The 18033-nt window shown below is 71.2% G+C and carries 15 protein-coding genes; 6 read left to right on the top strand and 9 right to left on the bottom strand.

Going from position 1 to position 18033, the window contains the following annotated elements:
* The first annotated feature begins 229 nt into the window (after window positions 1-229).
* The gene (locus BWR60_RS18620; protein WP_088152528.1) at window positions 230-1303 is read left to right on the top strand and encodes an OmpA family protein; all 1074 of its coding nucleotides are present in this window, start codon (window positions 230-232) and stop codon (window positions 1301-1303) included.
* 31 nt (window positions 1304-1334) lie between these two features.
* Here BWR60_RS18620 and BWR60_RS18625 read toward each other — a convergent pair whose 3' ends face one another.
* The 6 genes from BWR60_RS18625 to BWR60_RS18650 all read right to left on the bottom strand — a co-directional run bounded on the left by BWR60_RS18625 (window position 1335) and on the right by BWR60_RS18650 (window position 9674).
* Window positions 1335-2120 (bottom strand): DUF2182 domain-containing protein, encoded by a 786-nt coding sequence (locus tag BWR60_RS18625; protein ID WP_088152529.1) that lies wholly within the window; start codon window positions 2118-2120, stop codon window positions 1335-1337.
* A 9-nt stretch (window positions 2121-2129) separates the two neighbouring features.
* Window positions 2130-2744: a DUF1326 domain-containing protein gene (locus BWR60_RS18630; RefSeq protein ID WP_218823574.1), complete on the bottom strand. Its 615-nt coding sequence runs from the start codon at window positions 2742-2744 to the stop codon at window positions 2130-2132.
* Between the two features lie 148 nt (window positions 2745-2892).
* Entirely contained in the window at window positions 2893-4971 is a 2079-nt protein-coding gene (locus BWR60_RS18635; protein WP_088152531.1) for a hypothetical protein, read from the bottom strand.
* Between the two features lie 2 nt (window positions 4972-4973).
* A complete protein-coding gene (locus tag BWR60_RS18640; RefSeq protein ID WP_088152532.1) occupies window positions 4974-7736 on the bottom strand; it encodes a DUF4159 domain-containing protein in 2763 nt (920 codons plus the stop codon).
* A 7-nt stretch (window positions 7737-7743) separates the two neighbouring features.
* Window positions 7744-8658 (bottom strand): DUF58 domain-containing protein, encoded by a 915-nt coding sequence (locus tag BWR60_RS18645; protein WP_088152533.1) that lies wholly within the window; start codon window positions 8656-8658, stop codon window positions 7744-7746.
* 8 nt (window positions 8659-8666) lie between these two features.
* Window positions 8667-9674, bottom strand: a complete 1008-nt coding sequence (locus BWR60_RS18650) for an AAA family ATPase (RefSeq protein WP_088152534.1) — start codon at window positions 9672-9674, stop codon at window positions 8667-8669.
* Window positions 9675-9806: 132 nt separating this feature from the next.
* Here BWR60_RS18650 and BWR60_RS18655 point away from each other — a divergent pair, with 132 nt between their 5' ends.
* The 3 genes from BWR60_RS18655 to BWR60_RS18665 are packed head-to-tail and all read left to right on the top strand — an operon-like array spanning window position 9807 to window position 12120.
* Window positions 9807-10310, top strand: coding sequence for a DUF1285 domain-containing protein (locus BWR60_RS18655; protein WP_230983097.1), 504 nt, complete (start codon window positions 9807-9809; stop codon window positions 10308-10310).
* Entirely contained in the window at window positions 10307-10921 is a 615-nt protein-coding gene (locus BWR60_RS18660) for a CoA pyrophosphatase (protein ID WP_230983098.1), read from the top strand. The genes BWR60_RS18655 and BWR60_RS18660 overlap by 4 nt, the downstream gene beginning before the upstream one ends.
* Entirely contained in the window at window positions 10918-12120 is a 1203-nt protein-coding gene (locus tag BWR60_RS18665) for a CCA tRNA nucleotidyltransferase (protein WP_088152537.1), read from the top strand. The genes BWR60_RS18660 and BWR60_RS18665 overlap by 4 nt, the downstream gene beginning before the upstream one ends.
* 187 nt (window positions 12121-12307) lie before the next feature.
* Here BWR60_RS18665 and BWR60_RS18670 read toward each other — a convergent pair whose 3' ends face one another.
* Window positions 12308-13246: an aldo/keto reductase gene (locus tag BWR60_RS18670; RefSeq protein WP_230983099.1), complete on the bottom strand. Its 939-nt coding sequence runs from the start codon at window positions 13244-13246 to the stop codon at window positions 12308-12310.
* 257 nt (window positions 13247-13503) lie between these two features.
* Between BWR60_RS18670 and gfa the strand changes: the two genes are divergently transcribed.
* A complete protein-coding gene (gfa, locus tag BWR60_RS18675; RefSeq protein WP_088152538.1) occupies window positions 13504-14073 on the top strand; it encodes an S-(hydroxymethyl)glutathione synthase in 570 nt (189 codons plus the stop codon).
* Window positions 14074-14119: 46 nt separating this feature from the next.
* Here gfa and BWR60_RS18680 read toward each other — a convergent pair whose 3' ends face one another.
* A complete protein-coding gene (locus tag BWR60_RS18680; RefSeq protein ID WP_088152539.1) occupies window positions 14120-14785 on the bottom strand; it encodes a dihydrofolate reductase family protein in 666 nt (221 codons plus the stop codon).
* Between the two features lie 191 nt (window positions 14786-14976).
* Here BWR60_RS18680 and BWR60_RS18685 point away from each other — a divergent pair, with 191 nt between their 5' ends.
* Window positions 14977-16584 carry an FMN-binding glutamate synthase family protein gene (locus tag BWR60_RS18685; RefSeq protein ID WP_088152540.1) on the top strand — a complete coding sequence of 536 codons (1608 nt, stop codon included), beginning with the start codon at window positions 14977-14979 and terminating at the stop codon, window positions 16582-16584.
* Window positions 16585-16676: 92 nt separating this feature from the next.
* Here BWR60_RS18685 and BWR60_RS18690 read toward each other — a convergent pair whose 3' ends face one another.
* Entirely contained in the window at window positions 16677-17972 is a 1296-nt protein-coding gene (locus tag BWR60_RS18690) for an MFS transporter (protein ID WP_088152541.1), read from the bottom strand.
* Window positions 17973-18033 lie beyond the last annotated feature (61 nt).

Raw genomic sequence — 18033 nt, forward strand, 5'->3', positions numbered from 1 at the left:
GATTCGCGCCAGTTGCATGGCATTTGATTAAAGATGAACTAAAGATCGATTCACATCCAAACCTTTCGATCTGGTAAAGATGTCGCCAGATGTTCGTATCGAATCCTTTGTTTTCAGGTTGATCGCCTCTCGAACCCTCCGTATTGATGCGGCGGGGGCCGAGCGAAACCCTGCATCGAGATGCCGGGAACAGGCACCCTGGCCCGAACTCTGACCAGGATGGCGGCACATGAAGATTTTGGCTCTGTGCGCGGCAGGGACTCTTGCCGTGCTGCTGGCCACGCCCGGCATGGCCCAGCAGGCGAGGGGGATCTATCTCGGGGCCGGCGCCGGCGTGAACCTCCGGCAGGACCAGCGCTGGACCATCGACGACCCGCGCACGGATGGCCATGCCGATGTCGGCTTCGACACGGCGCCCGCCGGCAATATCTATATCGGCTATGATTTCGGGGCGATTCGCGCCGATCTCGAAGGCAGCTTCCGCCAGAACGACATCGGCACGACTAGGCTCAGCTATGATTCCTTCCGGCTGAACCGGTTCATCACCGTTCCCGGCGCTGACGACGTCAAGGTCAACGTCAAGGGCCATGAGCGGACCATCGGCCTGATGGCCAATGTCTATTATGATTTCGAGTTCGGCTCGCCCTTCGTGCCTTATGTCGGCGGCGGTATCGGCGTCGGTTTCAACAACTGGAAGGTCAAGGCCAAGGACGCGAATATCGACTTCGACTACGATTCGCCGCTCTTCGCCTATCAGGGCATCGCCGGCGTGTCCTACTACATCACGCCGAAGCTGGCCGTGAATGTGGAGTACCGCTATTTCGGCGAGACCGATGCCGAGTTCACGTCAGGCGACACCAAGGTCAAGCTCGATGCCCCGGCCCACCACACCATCCTGGCCGGCGTCAAATACGTCTTCGACTTCGGCGCTGCCTCGGGCGAGCCCGCACCTGAGACACCGGTCGACACCGGCCAGCGCAGCTATCTGGTGTTCTTCGACTTCGACAGTTCGCGCCTGACGCCGGAGGCGCGGTCGATCGTCGCCTCCGCCGCCACCGACGCGCTGCGAGGCGAATCGACCCGGATCGACGTCACCGGCCACACCGACCGGTCCGGCACCGACGCCTACAACCAGGCGCTGTCGGTGCGCCGGGCCGAGGCGGTACGGCGCGAACTGGTGGCCGACGGGGTCGCCGACAACCTGATCATCGTGCGCGGCGTCGGCGAATCCGACCCGCTGGTCCCGACCGCCGACGGCGTGCGCGAGCCGCAGAATCGCCGGGTCGAAATCGTGATGAACTGAGGCGGAACGGCGTGGGCCGGGCGATCCCGGCCTACGCCGCCGCCATCAGCATCCAGCCGCCCCAGGCGATCAAGCCGATGCCGGCGGCGTGGCCGAGCCAGGGGCCGCCGGGGATCGTCTTCTCCAGCAGCACGAACAGCGCGATGCCGCCGACCCAGGCGAGATTCATCACGCCGCCGACGAACAGCAGCAGCATCAGCGCCCAGCAGCAGCCGAGGCAGAACAGGCCGTGGCGCAGGCCGAGGCCGAACGGCCCGGACCGGTGGTGCCGGGTCAGGAATTCGACCGGCGACCGGCAGCGGACGAGGCAGCCCTGCCTCGGCGAGGCCACCTGCCAGGCACCGGCCGCCACCAGGGTGCCGCCGGCCAGCACCGTGTCGGCGGCCGCCATCGCCGGGGACAGCAGGGCCAGCGCATCGAGCCGCCACTGCAGGGCCGCGGCCAGCACGCTGAAGCCGGTCCAGACCGTGAGATAGCCGAGCGCGAACAGCAGGGTCGCGCCATGCGGGGCCGCCCGGCGGCGATGGCGCTGCAGCGCGGCGTAGGTCAGCACCATCGGCGCCGCCCCGGGCAGCATCATCGCCACCATCATCACCGCCCACATCGCCGCCATCAGGGCGAAGGTGGCGCCGGTCCAGGGCATGGGGACCGCGGGGTCCATCGCCATGCCGGGCATGTCCGGGCCGTGCATCTCCGCGCCGACCCCGAAGCCGATCGAGGTCCAGGCCGCGATGCAGACGCAGGCGAGGGCGATGAGCGTCACCAGGCGGTCGCGACGCAGCACCGCCTCGATCGCGGAGGGGGCGCTGGTGTCCATCCCCGCCAGCTACGCCACGATGCCTGTGTTGCTGAGATGGATGCGGGCGAACTGGGCATAGGTGCCCGCCAGGTTCAGCTCGACCCCGCCGCGGGCCCTGGTCGTGCCGCTGCCGATCTCGGCCAGGCGGTACTCGAAGCCGTGCGGCAGGTCGATGCGGACACGATGCTCGGCCCCGGTCACCGGGTTGCGGATCGGCTCGGCCTCGATCTCGACCACGCCCGGCACGACGACGCGCCCGCGGCGGCGGTCGACATCGATCTCGATGTCGATCGGCTTGAACAGGGTCTCGAGCCGGTTCGGCGACATGGCGGCGAACACCCACCACATCGTCGCCATCTCCTCGGTGTCCTGGCCGGTCATGATCCTGAGCAGCGCGTCGCGCTGCGCGGCATCGGCCCGCTCGTCGATGATCAGCTGCATGGTGCCGCGGCCCTCATGCACCGGCCCGGGCCAGGCATAGAGGCCGCCGCCGCGCAGCCCGTCCAGGCTGACCTCGCCGAAATGCCCGCTCTCGATCAGGAAGCCGGCGGCGGCGCGGCAATGCCCATGCGTCGGCAGGGCGTTGAACTGGCACGGACAGCCATAGGAGCAATTGCAGTTGGCGAGCTCCGTCGCCGTCAATTCCCATTCCACCATCGTCTTGGCCTTCCCCGAAGGGCTCGCTGGAACAGCCGAAACAATCGTCCGAAGAATAGAATGTTGTTAAAATACTACGCTTTTCCGGAGGCAACGGCAATGCCGTCCGCCGGAGGCGCCGAGGGGGCGGCCCTTACCGCCCCTCGCGCCGCCAGGCGGCCATCAGTCCGCCGAGGCCGAGGAACAGGGCGATCAGCGGTGGCAGCAGCGGCGTCTCGGTCATGCCGGTGACGGTGTAGTCGCCATTGCCGCGCAGGCCGATCCAGCCGGCGCCGGACGCCGCCCGGTCCGGCCGGGTGCGGCGGATCGTCGGCACGCCGTCGGTGGCCAGCCAGGCGACGCCGCCGCCGCTGGCCTCGGTCACCGGCGCCAGCTTGTCGGTGACGGCCCGCATGTCGCTCAGCTCCGGCGGATTCAGGGTGCCGACCACCGCCAGCGCGGTCTTGTCGCCGTCGCTGACGCGGTAGATGCCCGGCCCCTGGGCGTTGACCCGGCCGACATAGAGGCCGGGCGTGGTTTCGCTCAGCGTCACGCTCTGGGTCTTGCCGTCCGGGTCGGTCACGGTGACCGGCGGGTTGCTCTGGTCCAGGCTGCGGCGCCGGATCTCGATGCGCTGGCCGGCGGCCTCGGCGCGCAGCACGTTCTCCTCCAGCTCCGGCTCGCGCATCAGCCAATGGGCTAGGCGGCGCAGCAGCTCCGCCTGCGGGCCGCCGCCCTCGAAGCCGCGGCTCCACAGCCAGATCTGGTCCGACGCCATCTGCGCCACCCGGCCCTCGCCGACCCGGTTCAGGATCAGCAGTGGCCGCCCGCCGGCCCCGGTCATCACCACGCTGCCGCCATGCGGCACCACGTCGATCTGGCGGAACCAGCGGCCCCAGCTCGGCCCCCCGCCCGGGCCCCCGGTGGAGCCGTCCAGCGTCGCCGTCACCGGGTGGCGCTGGCCCAGCTCGGTCACCGTCGGGCGGAAGCCCTGCTCGATCACGTCGCCGGTCGGTTCCGCCGGCAGGATGTTGCCGATCGGCGTGCGGTACAGGCTCAGCGGCTCGGCGAAGGCCTCACCCGAGACCTCGAGGAAGGCGCCGCCCTCCTGCACGTAGCGAGCGATGTTGCCGAGATACAGGTTCGGCAGCACCCCCATCCGCCGGTAGCGGTCGAAGATGATGAGGTCGAAATCCTTGAGGTTGGTCTCGAACAGCTCGCGGATCGGGAAGGAGATCAGCGACAGCTCGTTGATCGGGGTGCCGTCCTGCTTCTCCGGCGGCCGCAGGATGGTGAAATGCACCAGGTCGACCGAGGGGTCGGATTTCAGGATGTTGCGCCAGGTGCGCTCGCCCGGATGCGGCTCGCCCGACACCAGCAGCACGCGCAGCCGATCGCGCACGCCGTTGACGACGATGGCGGCGCGGTTGTTGGCCTGGCTCAGCTCGCCCGGCAGCCCCTCGACCGCGAATTCGAACACGGTCGGCCCGCCATGGTCCAGGCGGAAGGTCACCTGGGTGTCGCGCCCGACCGGCAGCTGCAGCGCCTCGGGCGCGCCGGCGTCCTTGGTCGCGGTCACGGTGGCGACGGCGCCGGGCTCGGCCTTCGGCAGGTCGTCCACCCGCAGGGTCACGGTCACGTCCTGGCCGACCAGGCCGAAGCTCGGCGCCTGGGCCACGACGATGCGGCGGTCGAATTCGTCCGGCCGCCCGGTCAGCAGCGTGTGCACCGGGCCGAAGGCGGTGCGCGCCGCCGGGTCGGTGGGCACGTCATGCACCTGGCCGTCGGTGACCAGGATGGCGCCGGCCAGGCGCCGCCGCGGCACATCGGCCGTGGCCGCGCCCAGCGCCTCGAACAGATGGGTCTCGTCCAGCGGCGCGTTGGCGCCCTCGCCGACGGTGACGAAGCGGGTGTCGAGATCGGGGAACGCCGCCAGCTTGGTCCGCAGGTCGGCCAAAGCGGCATCGATCCGGGCCGGCCGGTCCTCGATCTGGTCCGAGGGCGAGCGGTCGACCACCACCACGGCGACGTCGTGGATCGGGTCGCGCTTCTCCTCCACCAGCGACGGGTTCAAGAGGGCGGCGGCCAGGGCGAGGAAGGCGAGGGCGCGCCAGCCCAGCCCGGGCGCGCGGCGCCAGGCGCCGACCAGCAGCGCCAGCACGGCCAGGCCGAACAGCGGGCCTAGGACGGTCCAGGGCAACAGAGGGGCGAAAGCAACCGAAGCAGCGTCCATGGTCACTGTCCCAGCCGCTCGAGGATCGCCGGCACATGCACCTGGTCCGACTTGTAGTTGCCGGTCAGGGCGTACATCACCAGGTTGACGCCGAAGCGATAGGCCATCTCGCGCTGCCGCTCGCCGCCCGGCACCACCGGCAGCATCGGCGCGCCGCCCGCACCGACAGCCCAGGCGCCGGCCCAGTCATTGGCGCCGATGATGATGGTCGAAACGCCGTCATTCACCGTGGCGTCCGCGGTCTCCACCCAGACGTCGCCGCCGGTGTAGCGGCCGGGGAAATCCTGCATCAGGTAGAAGGCGCGGGTCAGGATGTGGTCCGGCGGCACCGGCGTCAGCGGCGGGATGTCCAGGCCCTGGGTCAGCTCGCGCAGCTTCTCGGCGCCGGGTCCGGCCAGGGCCGTGCCGCCGCCCATCGCCTGGTCGCGGGTGTCGAAGAAGATGGTGCCGCCGGTGCGCAGGAAGGCGTTCAGCTTGCCGATCGCGGCGTCGGACAGGGCCGGCTGCTGCGGCGTCACCGGCCAGTACAGCAGCGGGAAGAAGGCCAGCTCGTCGCTCTCGACATTGATACCGACGGCGCCCTCGGCATTGACCGAGGTGCGGTCGCGCAGCACCTGGGCCAGCCCCTCCAGCCCGGCCTGGCTGACACTGTCGACATCCTGCTGTCCGGTCTCGACATAGGCCAGGCGCACATGGTTGGCCATGGCGATGATGCGGCTGTCGTCCTGCGCCTGGGCCCGGGCCGGGCCGGGCGCCAGCAGCGACGCGGCGACGGCGCCGGCCAGCAGCAGGGCCGCCGTGGTGGCGCGCCGCGGCGGGGTCAGCAGGCCGCGCATGAACAGGGCGATCAGCCCGTCCAGGATCAGCAGCGCGAAGGCCAGGGCGAAGATCCAGGGTCGCAGGTCGATCTCGGCCGGGGCCTCATAGCCCGACACCGAGACGCCCGTCGGCAGGTCGGTGATCGGCTCCAGGCTGGTCACGGCGGACCCCAGGTTGAGGGCGCGGCGGCTGTCCTCAGTGCCGTAGAAGCCGGGCGGATGCTCCGGCCCCGGCACGGTGCCGGCGAAGGCCGGGCCGGGGATCGGCAGGGCCAGCGGCGGCGGCGGCACCAGCCGGCCCAACCCGTCCAGCAGCCGGACTGGCGGCAGCGCGGCCTGGCCGTTGTCGCCGCCGATGCCGCTGCCCAGCGCCACCAGGCGCCGCAGCATGTCGACGAACAGGCCGGAGAAAGCGAGGTTCGACCAGGCCGGCCCGGCGGTGGTGTGCACCAGCACCAGCCAGCCGCGGCCGCGCTTTTCGGCGGTGACGATCGGGGTGCCGTCGGTCAGCCGGGCCCAGGTCTTGTCGGCCAGGTCCGGCGACGGGTCGGCCAGCACCTGGCGCTGGATGCGGACGTCGTCCGGAATGCTCAGGCCTTGGAACGGGGTGGAGGCGGCGAACGGCGCCAGCGGCATCGGCGCGGTCCAGGACATGGCGCCGGACAGGGTGCGGTCGCCGAAGCGCAGCGGCACCGGCACCAGCGGGTCCGGATTGGCGGCCAGGATCGGCCCGGCGAAGCGGATCAGGGCGCCCCCGCCCTCCATCCAGCGCTCCGCGGCCTGGCGGTCGGCCTCGGTCGACAGGGTGCCGTCGGGCAGCAGCAGGGCGGCCAGCCGGTCGGTCGGCTGGGTGCTGCCCAAGAGGTCGGCGACGCTGCCGCGGCGGATCTCGGCGAAGGGCTCCAGCGCCCGCTGCAGATAGTAGTTCTCGGTCAGCAGCGGCTGGGCGCGAGCGGTGTCCTGCGGCGTGGCCAGCCCGACCGGCCGGCGGCGCCAGCGCTCATCGACCAGCACCGTGGCGCCGGCCGTGGTCTCGCCCTCGATCGACACCGCGGTGATGGCGTTGCGCGCGGTCGACGGCAGGTCGAATCGCGCCTCGGCCTGGCGCTGGCCTTCGGGGAAGCGCACCTCGGTGCGGGCCAGCGGGCGCCCGTCCTCGGCCGTGGCGCGCAGCACCAGCGGCACGTCGCCGGCGGCGACGGCGCGCTTCACCGGCACGGTCAGGGCGGTGTCGACCACCTGCGGTGTGCCGACCAGATGGGCCAGGCCGAAGGCCGGCGGGGCCAGCACCTGCAGGCTGCCGAAGCGCTGCAGCCGGGCGGCGAAGTCGCGCACCCCGGCCGATTCCTTCTCGCCGGTGATGCCATCGCTGGCCCAGACGACGTGGACCGATCCGGGCAGGCGCAGCGCATCGGCCGCCTTCAGCGCCGCCGCGCGGTCGGTCGGCCAGGGGCTGGGCGCCAAGCTGTCGATCAGGCCGCGGGCCTCGCTCGGGCGCAGCAGCCGGCTGGCCGTCACCGGCTCGCCCGGGGCCTGCGGCGCGGTGGCCAGCAGCACCAGGTCGCGGCCGGCGCGCTCCGCCTTGTCGACGGCATCGCGCAGGGCCTGCTGCCGCTCCGGCCAGCCCTTGCCGGAGGCCCAGCCATTGTCGACCACCAGCAGCACCGGGCCGCTGCCGGGCAAGGCGGAGCCGGGGTTCAGCACCGGATGGGCCAGGGCGACGATGATCAGCGCCGCCAGCAGCAGCCGCAGGACCAGCAGCCACCAGGGCATCCGCTCCGGCGTCTCCTCCTGCGCCTGCAGGCCCAGCAGCAGGCGGATGGCGGGGAAGCTCAGGCGCCGCGGCGCCGGCGGGGTCACCCGAAGCAGCCAGAAGATCACCGGCAGCAGGATCAGCGCCGCCAGGATGGCGGGCGCCAGGAAGACGAGGCCAGCGATTGTCACCATCTGGGCGTCACCATCTGGCCCTGCCGGTCGCGGCGCCGGACATCACGCCCCACAGGCTCAAGAGCGCCGCCTCGGCCGATTTGTCGGTGCGATGGACGGCGAAGCTCCAGCCGGCGCGGCGGGCGATCGCCGCCAGCCCGTCCTGGTGCTCGGCCAGGCGCTCGCGATAGGCGTCGCGCACCGACCGGACGCGGGGGATCAGCGCCGATTCGACCTCCTCGATGCCCTCGAAGCGGATGCGGCCCTCGAAGGGCAGCGTCGCCTCGGCCGGGTCGAGGACCTGCAGGATATGGCCGCGCACGCCGCGCGCGGCATAGGCGGCGACCGAGGCGCCGAACTCGTCGAGCGGGGCCAGGCAGTCACCCAGCAGCACCATGGCGGCGTGGCGCGGCACCCGCAGCTCCCACGGCACCGCCTTGCTGGCGTCGTCGGAGGTGCCGCGGTCCAGCGCCATGGCCAGGCGCAGCAGGCTGGCGCGGCCGGTCGCCGGTGGGCTGTCGCCGCCGATCAGCGCCACCCGCTCGCCGGCGCGGTTCAGCAGCGAGGCCAGGGCCAGCAGCAGCACCTCGGCCCGCTCGCGCTTGGTCGGCAGCGACCGGGCGGAGCGGTAGTCCATCGACGGCGAGGCGTCGCGCCACAGCCAGGCGGTCTGCACCGCAGCCCATTCGGTCTCGCGCTGGAACAGCCCCTCGGATTTGCCGGATTGGCGCCAGTCGATCCGGCCGATCGGCTCGCCCGCCTGGTAGCGGCGGAACTGCCAGAAGCTTTCGCCCACGCCGACCCGGCGGCGGCCATGCACGCCCTGGGCGACGGTGGAGGCCACGCGGTCGGCGGCGATCAAGAGCGGCGGCAGCGTCGCCGCCAGCGCATCGGCCGCCTTGCGCCGCGCAGCGCCGGTCAGGGGTGAGGAGCCGTCCGCCACCCTCGGCCTCAGCCCAGGCGGGAGATCAGCCGCTCGATCACGTCGGCGATGGTCGCGCCATCGGCTCGGGCGGCGAAGGTCAGCGCCATGCGGTGCTGCAGGATCGGCCGAGCCAAAGCGGCGACGTCGTCGACCGAGGGCGAGGGGCGGCCGGTCAAGAGGGCGCGGGCGCGGCAGGCCAGCATCAGCGACTGGCTGGCGCGCGGGCCGGGGCCCCAGCCGACCATGCGCTGCACCTCGGGCAGATCGGTCGAATCCGGCCGGGCGGCGCGGACCAGCGACAGGATCGCCTCCAGCACCGTCTCGCCGACCGGCAGGCGGCGCACCAGGCGCTGCACCCGCTGCAGCGCGTCGGGGCTGATCACCGCCTCGACCTGAGCGTCGGCGATGCCGGTGGTGGCCAGCAGCATCCGCCGCTCCGCCGCCAGGTCGGGATAGCCGACATCGACCTGCATCAGGAATCGGTCCAGCTGCGCCTCGGGCAGCGGATAAGTGCCCTCCTGCTCCAGCGGGTTCTGGGTGGCCAGGACGTGGAACGGCTCCGGCAGCGGCAGGTAGCGGCCGGCGATCGACACCCGGTGCTCCTGCATCGCCTGCAGCAGCGCCGACTGGGTGCGCGGGCTGGCGCGGTTGATCTCGTCGGCCATCAGCAGCTGGCTGAACACCGGGCCGGGGATGAAGCGGAAGCTGCGGCGCCCGGTCTCGCTCTCCTCCAGCACCTCGGAGCCGAGGATGTCGGCCGGCATCAGGTCCGGCGTGCACTGCACCCGCCGCTCGTCCAGGCCCAGCACGGTACCCAGCGTCTCGACCAGCCGGGTCTTGGCCAGGCCGGGCAGGCCGACCAGCAGCACATGGCCGCCGGCCAGGATCGTCACGAGGCTCTGGTCGATCACGTCTTGCTGGCCGAAGATGACCCGGCCGATCATGCTGCGGATAGCGGCCAGCCGCTCCACGGCCGCATCGATGTCGCCGGGCGTGGCCGGGGTGTCGAGATCGGTCGGGACGGTCGTCTGCATCGGCGTTCCGCTCTGCGAGGGGACTGACGGATTTATTGAAAGAGTATGGCGGAATTGAGCGACGGCGAGTCCAAGAAAAAGCAGCAGGCGCAGTCTGACGCAGGCGCACGGGCCCAGCCCGGGGCCGGAGACGTGGCGTCGGCGCTGGCCGGCGCCCGGCGCGAACCCACCGTGGCGGACGAGGCCTACGACATCCGCATCGGCCGCGACGGCACCTGGTATTATCACGGCAGCCCGATCCGGCGCCTGGCCCTGGTCAAGCTGTTCGCCACCGTGCTGCGGCGCGACGTCGCCGGCGACTACTGGCTGATCACCCCGGCCGAGCGGGGGCGGATCACGGTCGACGACGCGCCCTTCGTCGCCGTGGCGGTCGATGTCACGGGCAGGGGCGAGGACCAGGTGCTGACCTTCCGCACCAATCTCGATCATGTCCGCGAGGCCGGGCCGGAGCACCCGATCCGCGTCACCTTTGCAGCGGACACCGGGGAGCCGTCGCCCTATATCCGGATCGCCGAGGGGCTCGACGCGCTGCTGTCGCGCCCGGTGTTCTACGAGCTGGCCGAGATCGCCGTCAGCCATGACGGCCGGATGGGGGTATGGAGCCACCGGACATTCTTCCCGCTGGACCAAGCGTGAGCGGCGGGCCGGCCCCGGTCGCGGCCGATCTGGCACGGCTGCGGCAGTACATCCCCCGCCTGTCCAGGGGCGACCACGACCTGAACCCGGACCTGAAGCCGCTGGCGACGCTGAAGCCCGCCGCGGTGCTGGTGCCGATCGTCCGGCGGCCGGAGGGCGACACCATCCTGCTGACCCTGCGCACGCCGCACCTGACCGCCCATGCCGGCCAGATCGCCTTCCCCGGCGGGGGCATCGACCCGGGCGACGCCGACCCGCTGGCGGCGGCGCTGCGCGAGACGGAGGAGGAGATCGGCCTGCCGCGGGCGAAGGTGGAGATCGCCGGCCGGCTCGACACCTATATCAGCCGCACCGGCTTCGAGATCCAGCCCTTCATCGGCCTGCTGACGCCGCCCCTGGAGACCGCGCCGGACCCGTTCGAGGTGGCGGAGATCTTCGAGGTGCCGCTGGCCTTCATCCTGGCCCCGAACAACCCGAAGCGGCACCGCATCACCGTGCAGGGAGTGGAACGGCAATACTGGGCCTTTCCCTATCGCGACCGCTATGTCTGGGGCGTCACCGCGGGCATCCTCAGGAACCTCCGCGACGTGCTGCTCGGGACGGCCGAATGACGACAGCCTATCGTTTATCGCCGCTGCCCGGCTGGGCCACCGATCCCGCCGCCCGGGCGGTGATCGCCGCGCTGTCGATCCCCGGCTTCGACCCGCGCTTCGTCGGCGGCTGCGTTCGCAACGCGCTGCTGGGCCGCGACGCGGCGGATGTCGACATCGCCACGCCGCTGCGGCCGGAGGCGGTGATGGTGGCGCTGCGCAATGCCGGCCTCGGCGTGATCCCGACCGGATTCGAGCACGGCACCGTCACCGCCCGCTCCGGCGGCAAGAGCTTCGAGGTGACGACGCTCAGGGTCGATATCGAGACCGACGGCCGCCACGCCATCGTCGAGTTCACCGCCGACTGGCGGGCCGATGCGGCGCGGCGCGACTTCACCATGAACGCGCTGTCGGCCGACCCCGAAGGCGTGGTGCACGACTATTTCGGCGGGGTGGCGGACGCGCTGGCCGGCCGGGTCCGCTTCGTCGGAGACCCGGGCCAACGCATCGCCGAGGACGCGCTGCGCATCCTGCGCTTCTTCCGCTTCCATGCCCATTACGGCCAGGGCGAGCTCGACCCGCCGGCGCTGGCCGCCTGTTTCGACGGCGCCGCCGGGCTGGACCGGCTGTCGGGCGAGCGGGTGCAGGCCGAGCTTTTGAAGCTTCTGGCCGCGCCCGACCCGGTGCCGGTGTGGCGCGAGATGGCGGAGGCGGACATCGCTTGGCGCGTGATCGGCGAGGATGGCGACATCGACCGGCTGCAGGGGCTGGTCCGGGTGGCGCCGGACTCCGACCCGCTGCTGCGGCTGGCGGCACTGCTGCGCGGCGACGCGGCGGCGGTGGCGGCCCGGCTGAAGCTGTCGAATGACGAGCGCGACCGGCTGGTCGGGCTGCGGGAGAGCACGCTGGACAAGGCGCCGGACGAGGTCGGGGTACGCCTCCTGCTGTACCGGCACGGCCGGGCCGGCGGCCGCGACCGGCTGCGCCTGGCCTGGGCCGCGGCGCCGAAGCGCTGGAGCTTCAAGCGCGCCCTGGCGGCCCTGGAGAAGGAACCGGTGCCGGCCCTGCCGGTGCGCGGCCGCGACGTGGTCGCGCTCGGCCTCAGCGGCCCCGCCGTCGGCCAGGCGCTGGCCGAGGTCGAGCGCTGGTGGATCGGCCAGGGCCTCCGCCCCGGCCGGGACGAGAGCCTCGGCCGGCTGCGGGAGCTGGCGGGGAGGTAGGGACAGAGGTCCCTGCGCCCATCGGACTGTCATCTTCGGGCGCCGGAAATCTCTTCGGATTCCAGCACCGTCATTGCGAGCGCAGCGAAGCAATCCAGGGGCCGGTGCGCACCGGCCCCTGGATTGCTTCGTCGGCTTCGCCTCCTCGCAATGACGATGAGGGGGCGGCCACTCCCGGTAGCCGGACCTACGCCGCCGCAGTCTCCGCTGCCAGCTCGGCCCACAGCGCCTCGGGGATATCGTGCTGCAGCAGCGCCAGGTTGCGGTCGACCTCCGCAGCCGACTGGTGGCCGACGACGACGCTGATCACCGCGGGGTGGCGCAGCGGGAATTGCAGCGCCGCCGCCGGCAGCTTCACCTCGTGGCGGCGGCACACCGCCTCGATCCGGCGGGTCTGCTCCATCACCTCCGGCGTCGCCGGCTTGTAGTGGTAGCGCGCGCCCTCGACCGCACCGGTGGCCAGGATGCCTGTGTTGAACGGCGCCGCCACCAGCACCGAGATCCCTCGCGTCACGCAATCGTCCAGGAACGCCACCGAATCCTGCTTCAGCAGGGTGTAGCCGCCGGCCAGCATCATGCAGTCGAAGTCGCCGGCCCCGGCGAAGCGCTGGCACACCTGCCAGTTCCCCACGCCGACGCCGATGGCGCCGACCACACCCTGGCGCCGCAGCTCGTCCAGCGCCGGGTAGGCGCCGTCCATCGCCTCGGCAAATCGGGCGTCGTAGGCGTCGCCGTGCAGGTCGGGGGTGACGTCGTGGATGAAGACGATGTCCAGCCGGTCGCGCTTCAGCTTCGCCAGGCTGCGCTCGACCGAGCGCAGGATGCCGTCACGGGTGTAGTCGAAGCGGTTCTGCCCGTCCTCGGTGGTGCGGCCGGCCTTGGTCGACAGCACATGCTCGTCGCGCGGCCGGTCCGCCAGCGCCGTGCCGAAGCGCGTCTCGCTGACCCCGCCGGCATAGAGGGCGGCGGTGTCGAAATGGCGCAGGCCGCGGTCCCAGCAATGGTCGACCAGCGCGGCCACGGCGTCGTCGCCGATCGAGCTGAACAGGCTGCCGCCGCCGATGCCCAGGCGGGACACGCGCAACGGGATGCGGCCGACCGCGCGGCGCTCAATCGGATCGGGCATGATCGCTCCTCGGGCAGGGCCGCGCATCCCGGACGAATCGCCGTCCGGCGGGCCGATGCCCCGATCCTGGACCGATCCGGCGGCGCCCGCCAAGAGGCAATGGCCGGGAGGCGCGGCGGTCACGCACGCATCCCGCCCGGGCGGCCGGTTTCGACCCCATTTCTCATCCGAGGGTCCAATAGAGATTCCGCCCCGGTTGGCCGACACTTCCGCCGGAACGACCATCCGGGTCAACGAACACCAAAGGGAGAAACGCGATGAGCGAGTCCATACACCCGGTCGTCGACGGCGGCGTGCGCCAGGGGTCCGGCAGCTTCCAGGGCGGAACGCTGACCTGTCTGTGCACCGACCGTCCCGTCAAGGTGCGCATCGAGGGCGATGTCGCCCACAACCATGCCTGCGGCTGCACCAAATGCTGGAAGCCGAAGGGCGTCGCCTTCTCGGTGGTCGCCGTGGTGCCGTCCGACAAGGTGACGGTGCTGGAGAATGGCGACAAGCTGGCGGTGGTCGACCCCAGCGCCCTGATCCAGCGGCACGCCTGCAAGCAGTGCGGCGTGCATCTGTACGGGCCGGTCGAGCGCGACCACCCGTTCAAGGGCCTGTCCTTCATCCATCCGGAGCGGTTCGACAGCAGCGGCTATGCCGCGCCGACCTTCGCCGCCTTCGTCTCCTCGATCATCGAAGCGGGCGTCGATCCCAGCCGCATGGAGGGTGTGCGCTCCCGGCTGAAGGATCTGGGGCTGCCGCCCTATGACTGCCTCTCCCCGGGGCTGATGGACTACGTCGCCACCTGGACCGCCAAGCGCTCCGGCGCCTTGCCGGCCTAGCGACCAATATCGCGGAGGCCGCCCGATCCGGCGGCCTCCGACCGCCTCATCCTTCCCGCCGCATCCGTTCGCGCCGGGCCAGTTCGGCCTCGGTCGGCTCGATCTGCAGGAAAGACCCGGTCGTCACCTCGCCGGACCGGACATAGGTGCTCATCACCACCCCGGTGGTCGAGGTCCGGCTGCTGACCAGCTTCAGCCCGGCAGGGATGGTGCCGCGGCCGAACAGCTTCTTGCCGGGGCCGAGCAGGACCGGGGCGGTCATCAGCCGGAACTCGTCGATCAGGTCGTGCGCCAGCAGGGTCTGGATCAGGTCGGTGCTGCCCTGCAGCAGCAGGGGCGGGCCGCTGTGCCGCTTCAGCTCGGCCACCGCCTCGGCCGCGTCGCCGCGCAGGGGCACCGAATTCTGCCAAGTCAGCGGCGTCGCCGAGCGGGAGGCGACGTATTTCGTCGCGGCGTTGAAGGCCTTGCCGATCGGATCGTCCGCCGCGACATACGGCCAGTAGGCGGCGAAGATCTCATAGGTCTTGCGGCCGAGCAGCAGGTCGTAGGGGCTGCCGAGGGTCTCGTCGATCACCTTGCCCGAGGCCTCGTCCCAGTGATGGAACAGCCAGCCGCCGAAGGCGAAGCCGCCGGTCGGGTCCTCCTCCGGCCCGCCCGGGGCCTGCATCACACCGTCCAGGCTGACGAAAGCGGCGGTGATGACCTTTCTCATCTCGGTTCTCCTGTCATGTGGCCTATCGCGCTTCGCGCCGTTTGAGGTCAGGCCGGGGTCGCACACAGGACGGGCGAGCACGGCCGGTGCCGACACCTCGTCTGAACTTTTCGCGTGGAAGGACGCGGCGGTTTCGCCGCTTCGTCCCGTCGGCGTATCGTCGGGGCGAATCGCGAACCGCGGAGCCGCCGATGTCCTTGCTGAACCGCTATATCGCCTTCGTGCTGCTGGTGCTGATCACCCTCGTCACCCTGCCGCTGATCGCGCAGGCGCACTGGCTGTGGCCGGTGACGCTGATCGCCGCGCTGCTCAGCCTGGTCGGCATCTGGGACCTGACCCAGGCGCCGCATGCGGTGCGCCGCAACTATCCGGTGATCGGTCATATCCGATATCTGGTCGAGGCGATCCGGCCGGAGATCCGGCAATACCTGCTGGAGGCCGACAACGAGAAGCTGCCCTTCTCCCGCGCCCAGCGCTCGCTGGTCTATGCCCGGGCCAAGAACGAGGGCGGCGAGAAGCCGTTCGGCACGCTGCTGGACGTCTACGAGCCGGGCTACGAGTTCATCGGCCATTCCACCCGGCCGGTGCCGGTGCCCGACCCGGCGACGTTCCGCATCACCGTCGGCGGGCCGCAATGCGCCAAGCCCTATTCGCATTCGGTGTTCAACGTCTCGGCGATCAGCTTCGGCGCGCTCAGCGCCAACGCCATCCGGTCCTTGAACTTGGGCGCCAAGATGGGCGGCTTCGCCCATGACACCGGCGAGGGCAGCATCAGTCCCTACCATCGCGAGAACCAGGGCGACCTGGTGTGGGAGCTGGGCAGCGGCTATTTCGGCTGCCGCACCGCCGACGGGCAGTTCGACCCGGAGCGCTTCGCCGCCCAGGCGCAGGGCGACCAGGTCAAGATGATCGAGATCAAGCTGAGCCAGGGGGCCAAGCCGGGCCATGGCGGCATCCTGCCGGCGCGCAAGGTGACGCCCGAGATCGCCGAGACCCGCGGCGTGCCGGTGGGGCAGGACTGCATCTCGCCCTCGCGCCACGGCGCCTTCTCGACCCCGATCGAGATGATGGGCTTCATCGCCCGGCTGCGCGAGCTGTCGGGCGGCAAGCCGGTCGGCTTCAAGTTCTGCCTCGGCCATCCCTGGGAGTTCATGGGCATCGTCAAGGCGATGCTGGAGACCGGCATCCTGCCCGACTTCATCGTCGTCGACGGGGCCGAGGGCGGCACCGGCGCCGCGCCGGTCGAGTTCACCGACCATCTCGGCGTGCCGATGCGCGAAGGGCTGCTGTTCGTGCACAACACCCTCGTCGGCGCCGATCTGCGCGGCAAGATCAAGCTCGGCGTGGCCGGCAAGGTGGTCAGCGCCTTCGACATCGCCAGCGTGCTGGCGATCGGCGCCGACTGGGCCAATGCGGCGCGCGGCTTCATGTTCGCGATCGGCTGCATCCAGTCGCAGAGCTGCCACACCAACCGCTGCCCGACCGGCGTCGCCACCCAGGACCCGCTGCGCCAGCGCGCTTTGGTGGTGCCGGACAAGGCCGAGCGGGTGCGCAACTTCCACCGCAACACCATGAAGGCGCTGGCCGAGATGCTGGCGGCGGCGGGGCTGGAGCATCCGTCGCAGCTGGGGCCGCACCATCTGGTACAGCGCACCGGCACGGCGGAGATCCGGCTGTTCTCGCAGCTGCACTACTTCGCCAAGCCGGGCGAGCTACTGGACGGCACGTCGCGCAGCCCGCTCTATTCCGACAGCTGGGCCCTGGCCCGCGCCGACAGCTTCGATCCGAAGCCGATGTAGGCGCGGGTGGCGGAGCCTCGTCGCGCGGTGCGGGCCGCGGATGCGCCCGGCCCTGCGCCACGGTTTTGCGCAGGCGAATGGCGAGGCCGGCCTCAGTCGATCGGCTGGCCGGTGCGGTCGCGCATCGCCAGCAGGGTCAGGGCGCTGACCACCGCGGCGGCGATGACATAGAAGCTGGGCGCAAGCTTGCTGCCGGTCTCCTCGATCAGCAGGGTGACGATCACCGCCGCGAAGCCGCCGAAGATGGTCACGGCGAAATTGTAGGCCAGCGACAGGCCGGTGGAGCGCAGCCCGGCCGGGAACTGCTCGGCCAGCAGGGCCGGGGCGGGCCCGGTGAAGGCGGCGAGCAGCAGGCCGAGGATGGCCTGCACCGCGGCCAGCACGGCCAGGGTCGGCGTGGCGTTGACCCAGGCGAAGAGCGGCCAGACCAGCACGCCGATGGCGACTGCCGCGGCCAGCAGCAGGGGCCGGCGGCCGATCCGGTCGGACAGCATGCCGGCCACCGGGCAGCCCAGCATCAGCACCACGCCGCCGATGGTGGTGGCGATGAAGGCGTCGGCCAGGGAGATGCCGAGCTGCTTGTTGGCATAGGTGGTCATGTAGAACAGCAGCACATAGGTGCAGACCGTCCACAGGATGGTGACGCCGAAGCCGGAGGCGATGCCGCGCGGATGCTCGGCCAGGGCGTCGCGCAGCGGCGATTCGCTCTTGCGGGTGCGGTCGTCGGTGAAGACCGGCGTCTCGTCGATCCGGGCGCGGATGTAGAAGCCGACCGGGCCGATCAGCAGGCCGAACAGGAAGGGCACGCGCCAGCCCCAGCTATCGATCGCGGCCGGGTCCAGCGCCTGGGTGACGATGGTGCCGCAGATGCCACCCAGCACCACGGCCAGGGCCTGGCTAGTCTGCTGCCAGCTCGCGTAGTAGCCGCGCCGCTTCGCCGGGGCGTATTCGATCAGGAAGGCGGTGGCGCCGCCGATCTCGCCGCCGGCTGAGAAGCCCTGGATCAGCCGCGCCAGCACGATCACCAGCGGCCCGGCGATGCCGGCCTGGGCATAGGTCGGGGCGAAGCCCAGCAGGGCGGTGCCCACCGCCATCAGCAGGATGGTCAGGGTCAGCGCCGCCTTGCGCCCGGCGCGGTCGGCATAGACGCCCAGCACCACGGCACCGACCGGCCGCATGAAGAAGCCGACGCCATAGGTGCCGACGGTCAGCAGGATCGAGGTCAGGTCGTCGCCGGCCGGGAAGAACAGCCGGGCGATGATCGGGGTGAAGAAGCCGTAGACGGTGAAGTCGAACCATTCGAGCCCGTTGCCGATCGTGGCCGCCGCGATGGCGTGCCGCCGTTTCGCGTCGCGAAGCCCGATGGGACCCGAAGCCTGCACCGCCATTCCTGCGCCTCCCCTGGGATTTCTATCCAAGAGGGCGAGTTCACGACGGCCATTCTCCGCT

The sequence above is a fragment of the Inquilinus limosus genome, from assembly GCF_002195995.1.
In the GTDB taxonomy this organism is placed as follows: Bacteria; Pseudomonadota; Alphaproteobacteria; order DSM-16000; family Inquilinaceae; genus Inquilinus; species Inquilinus limosus_C.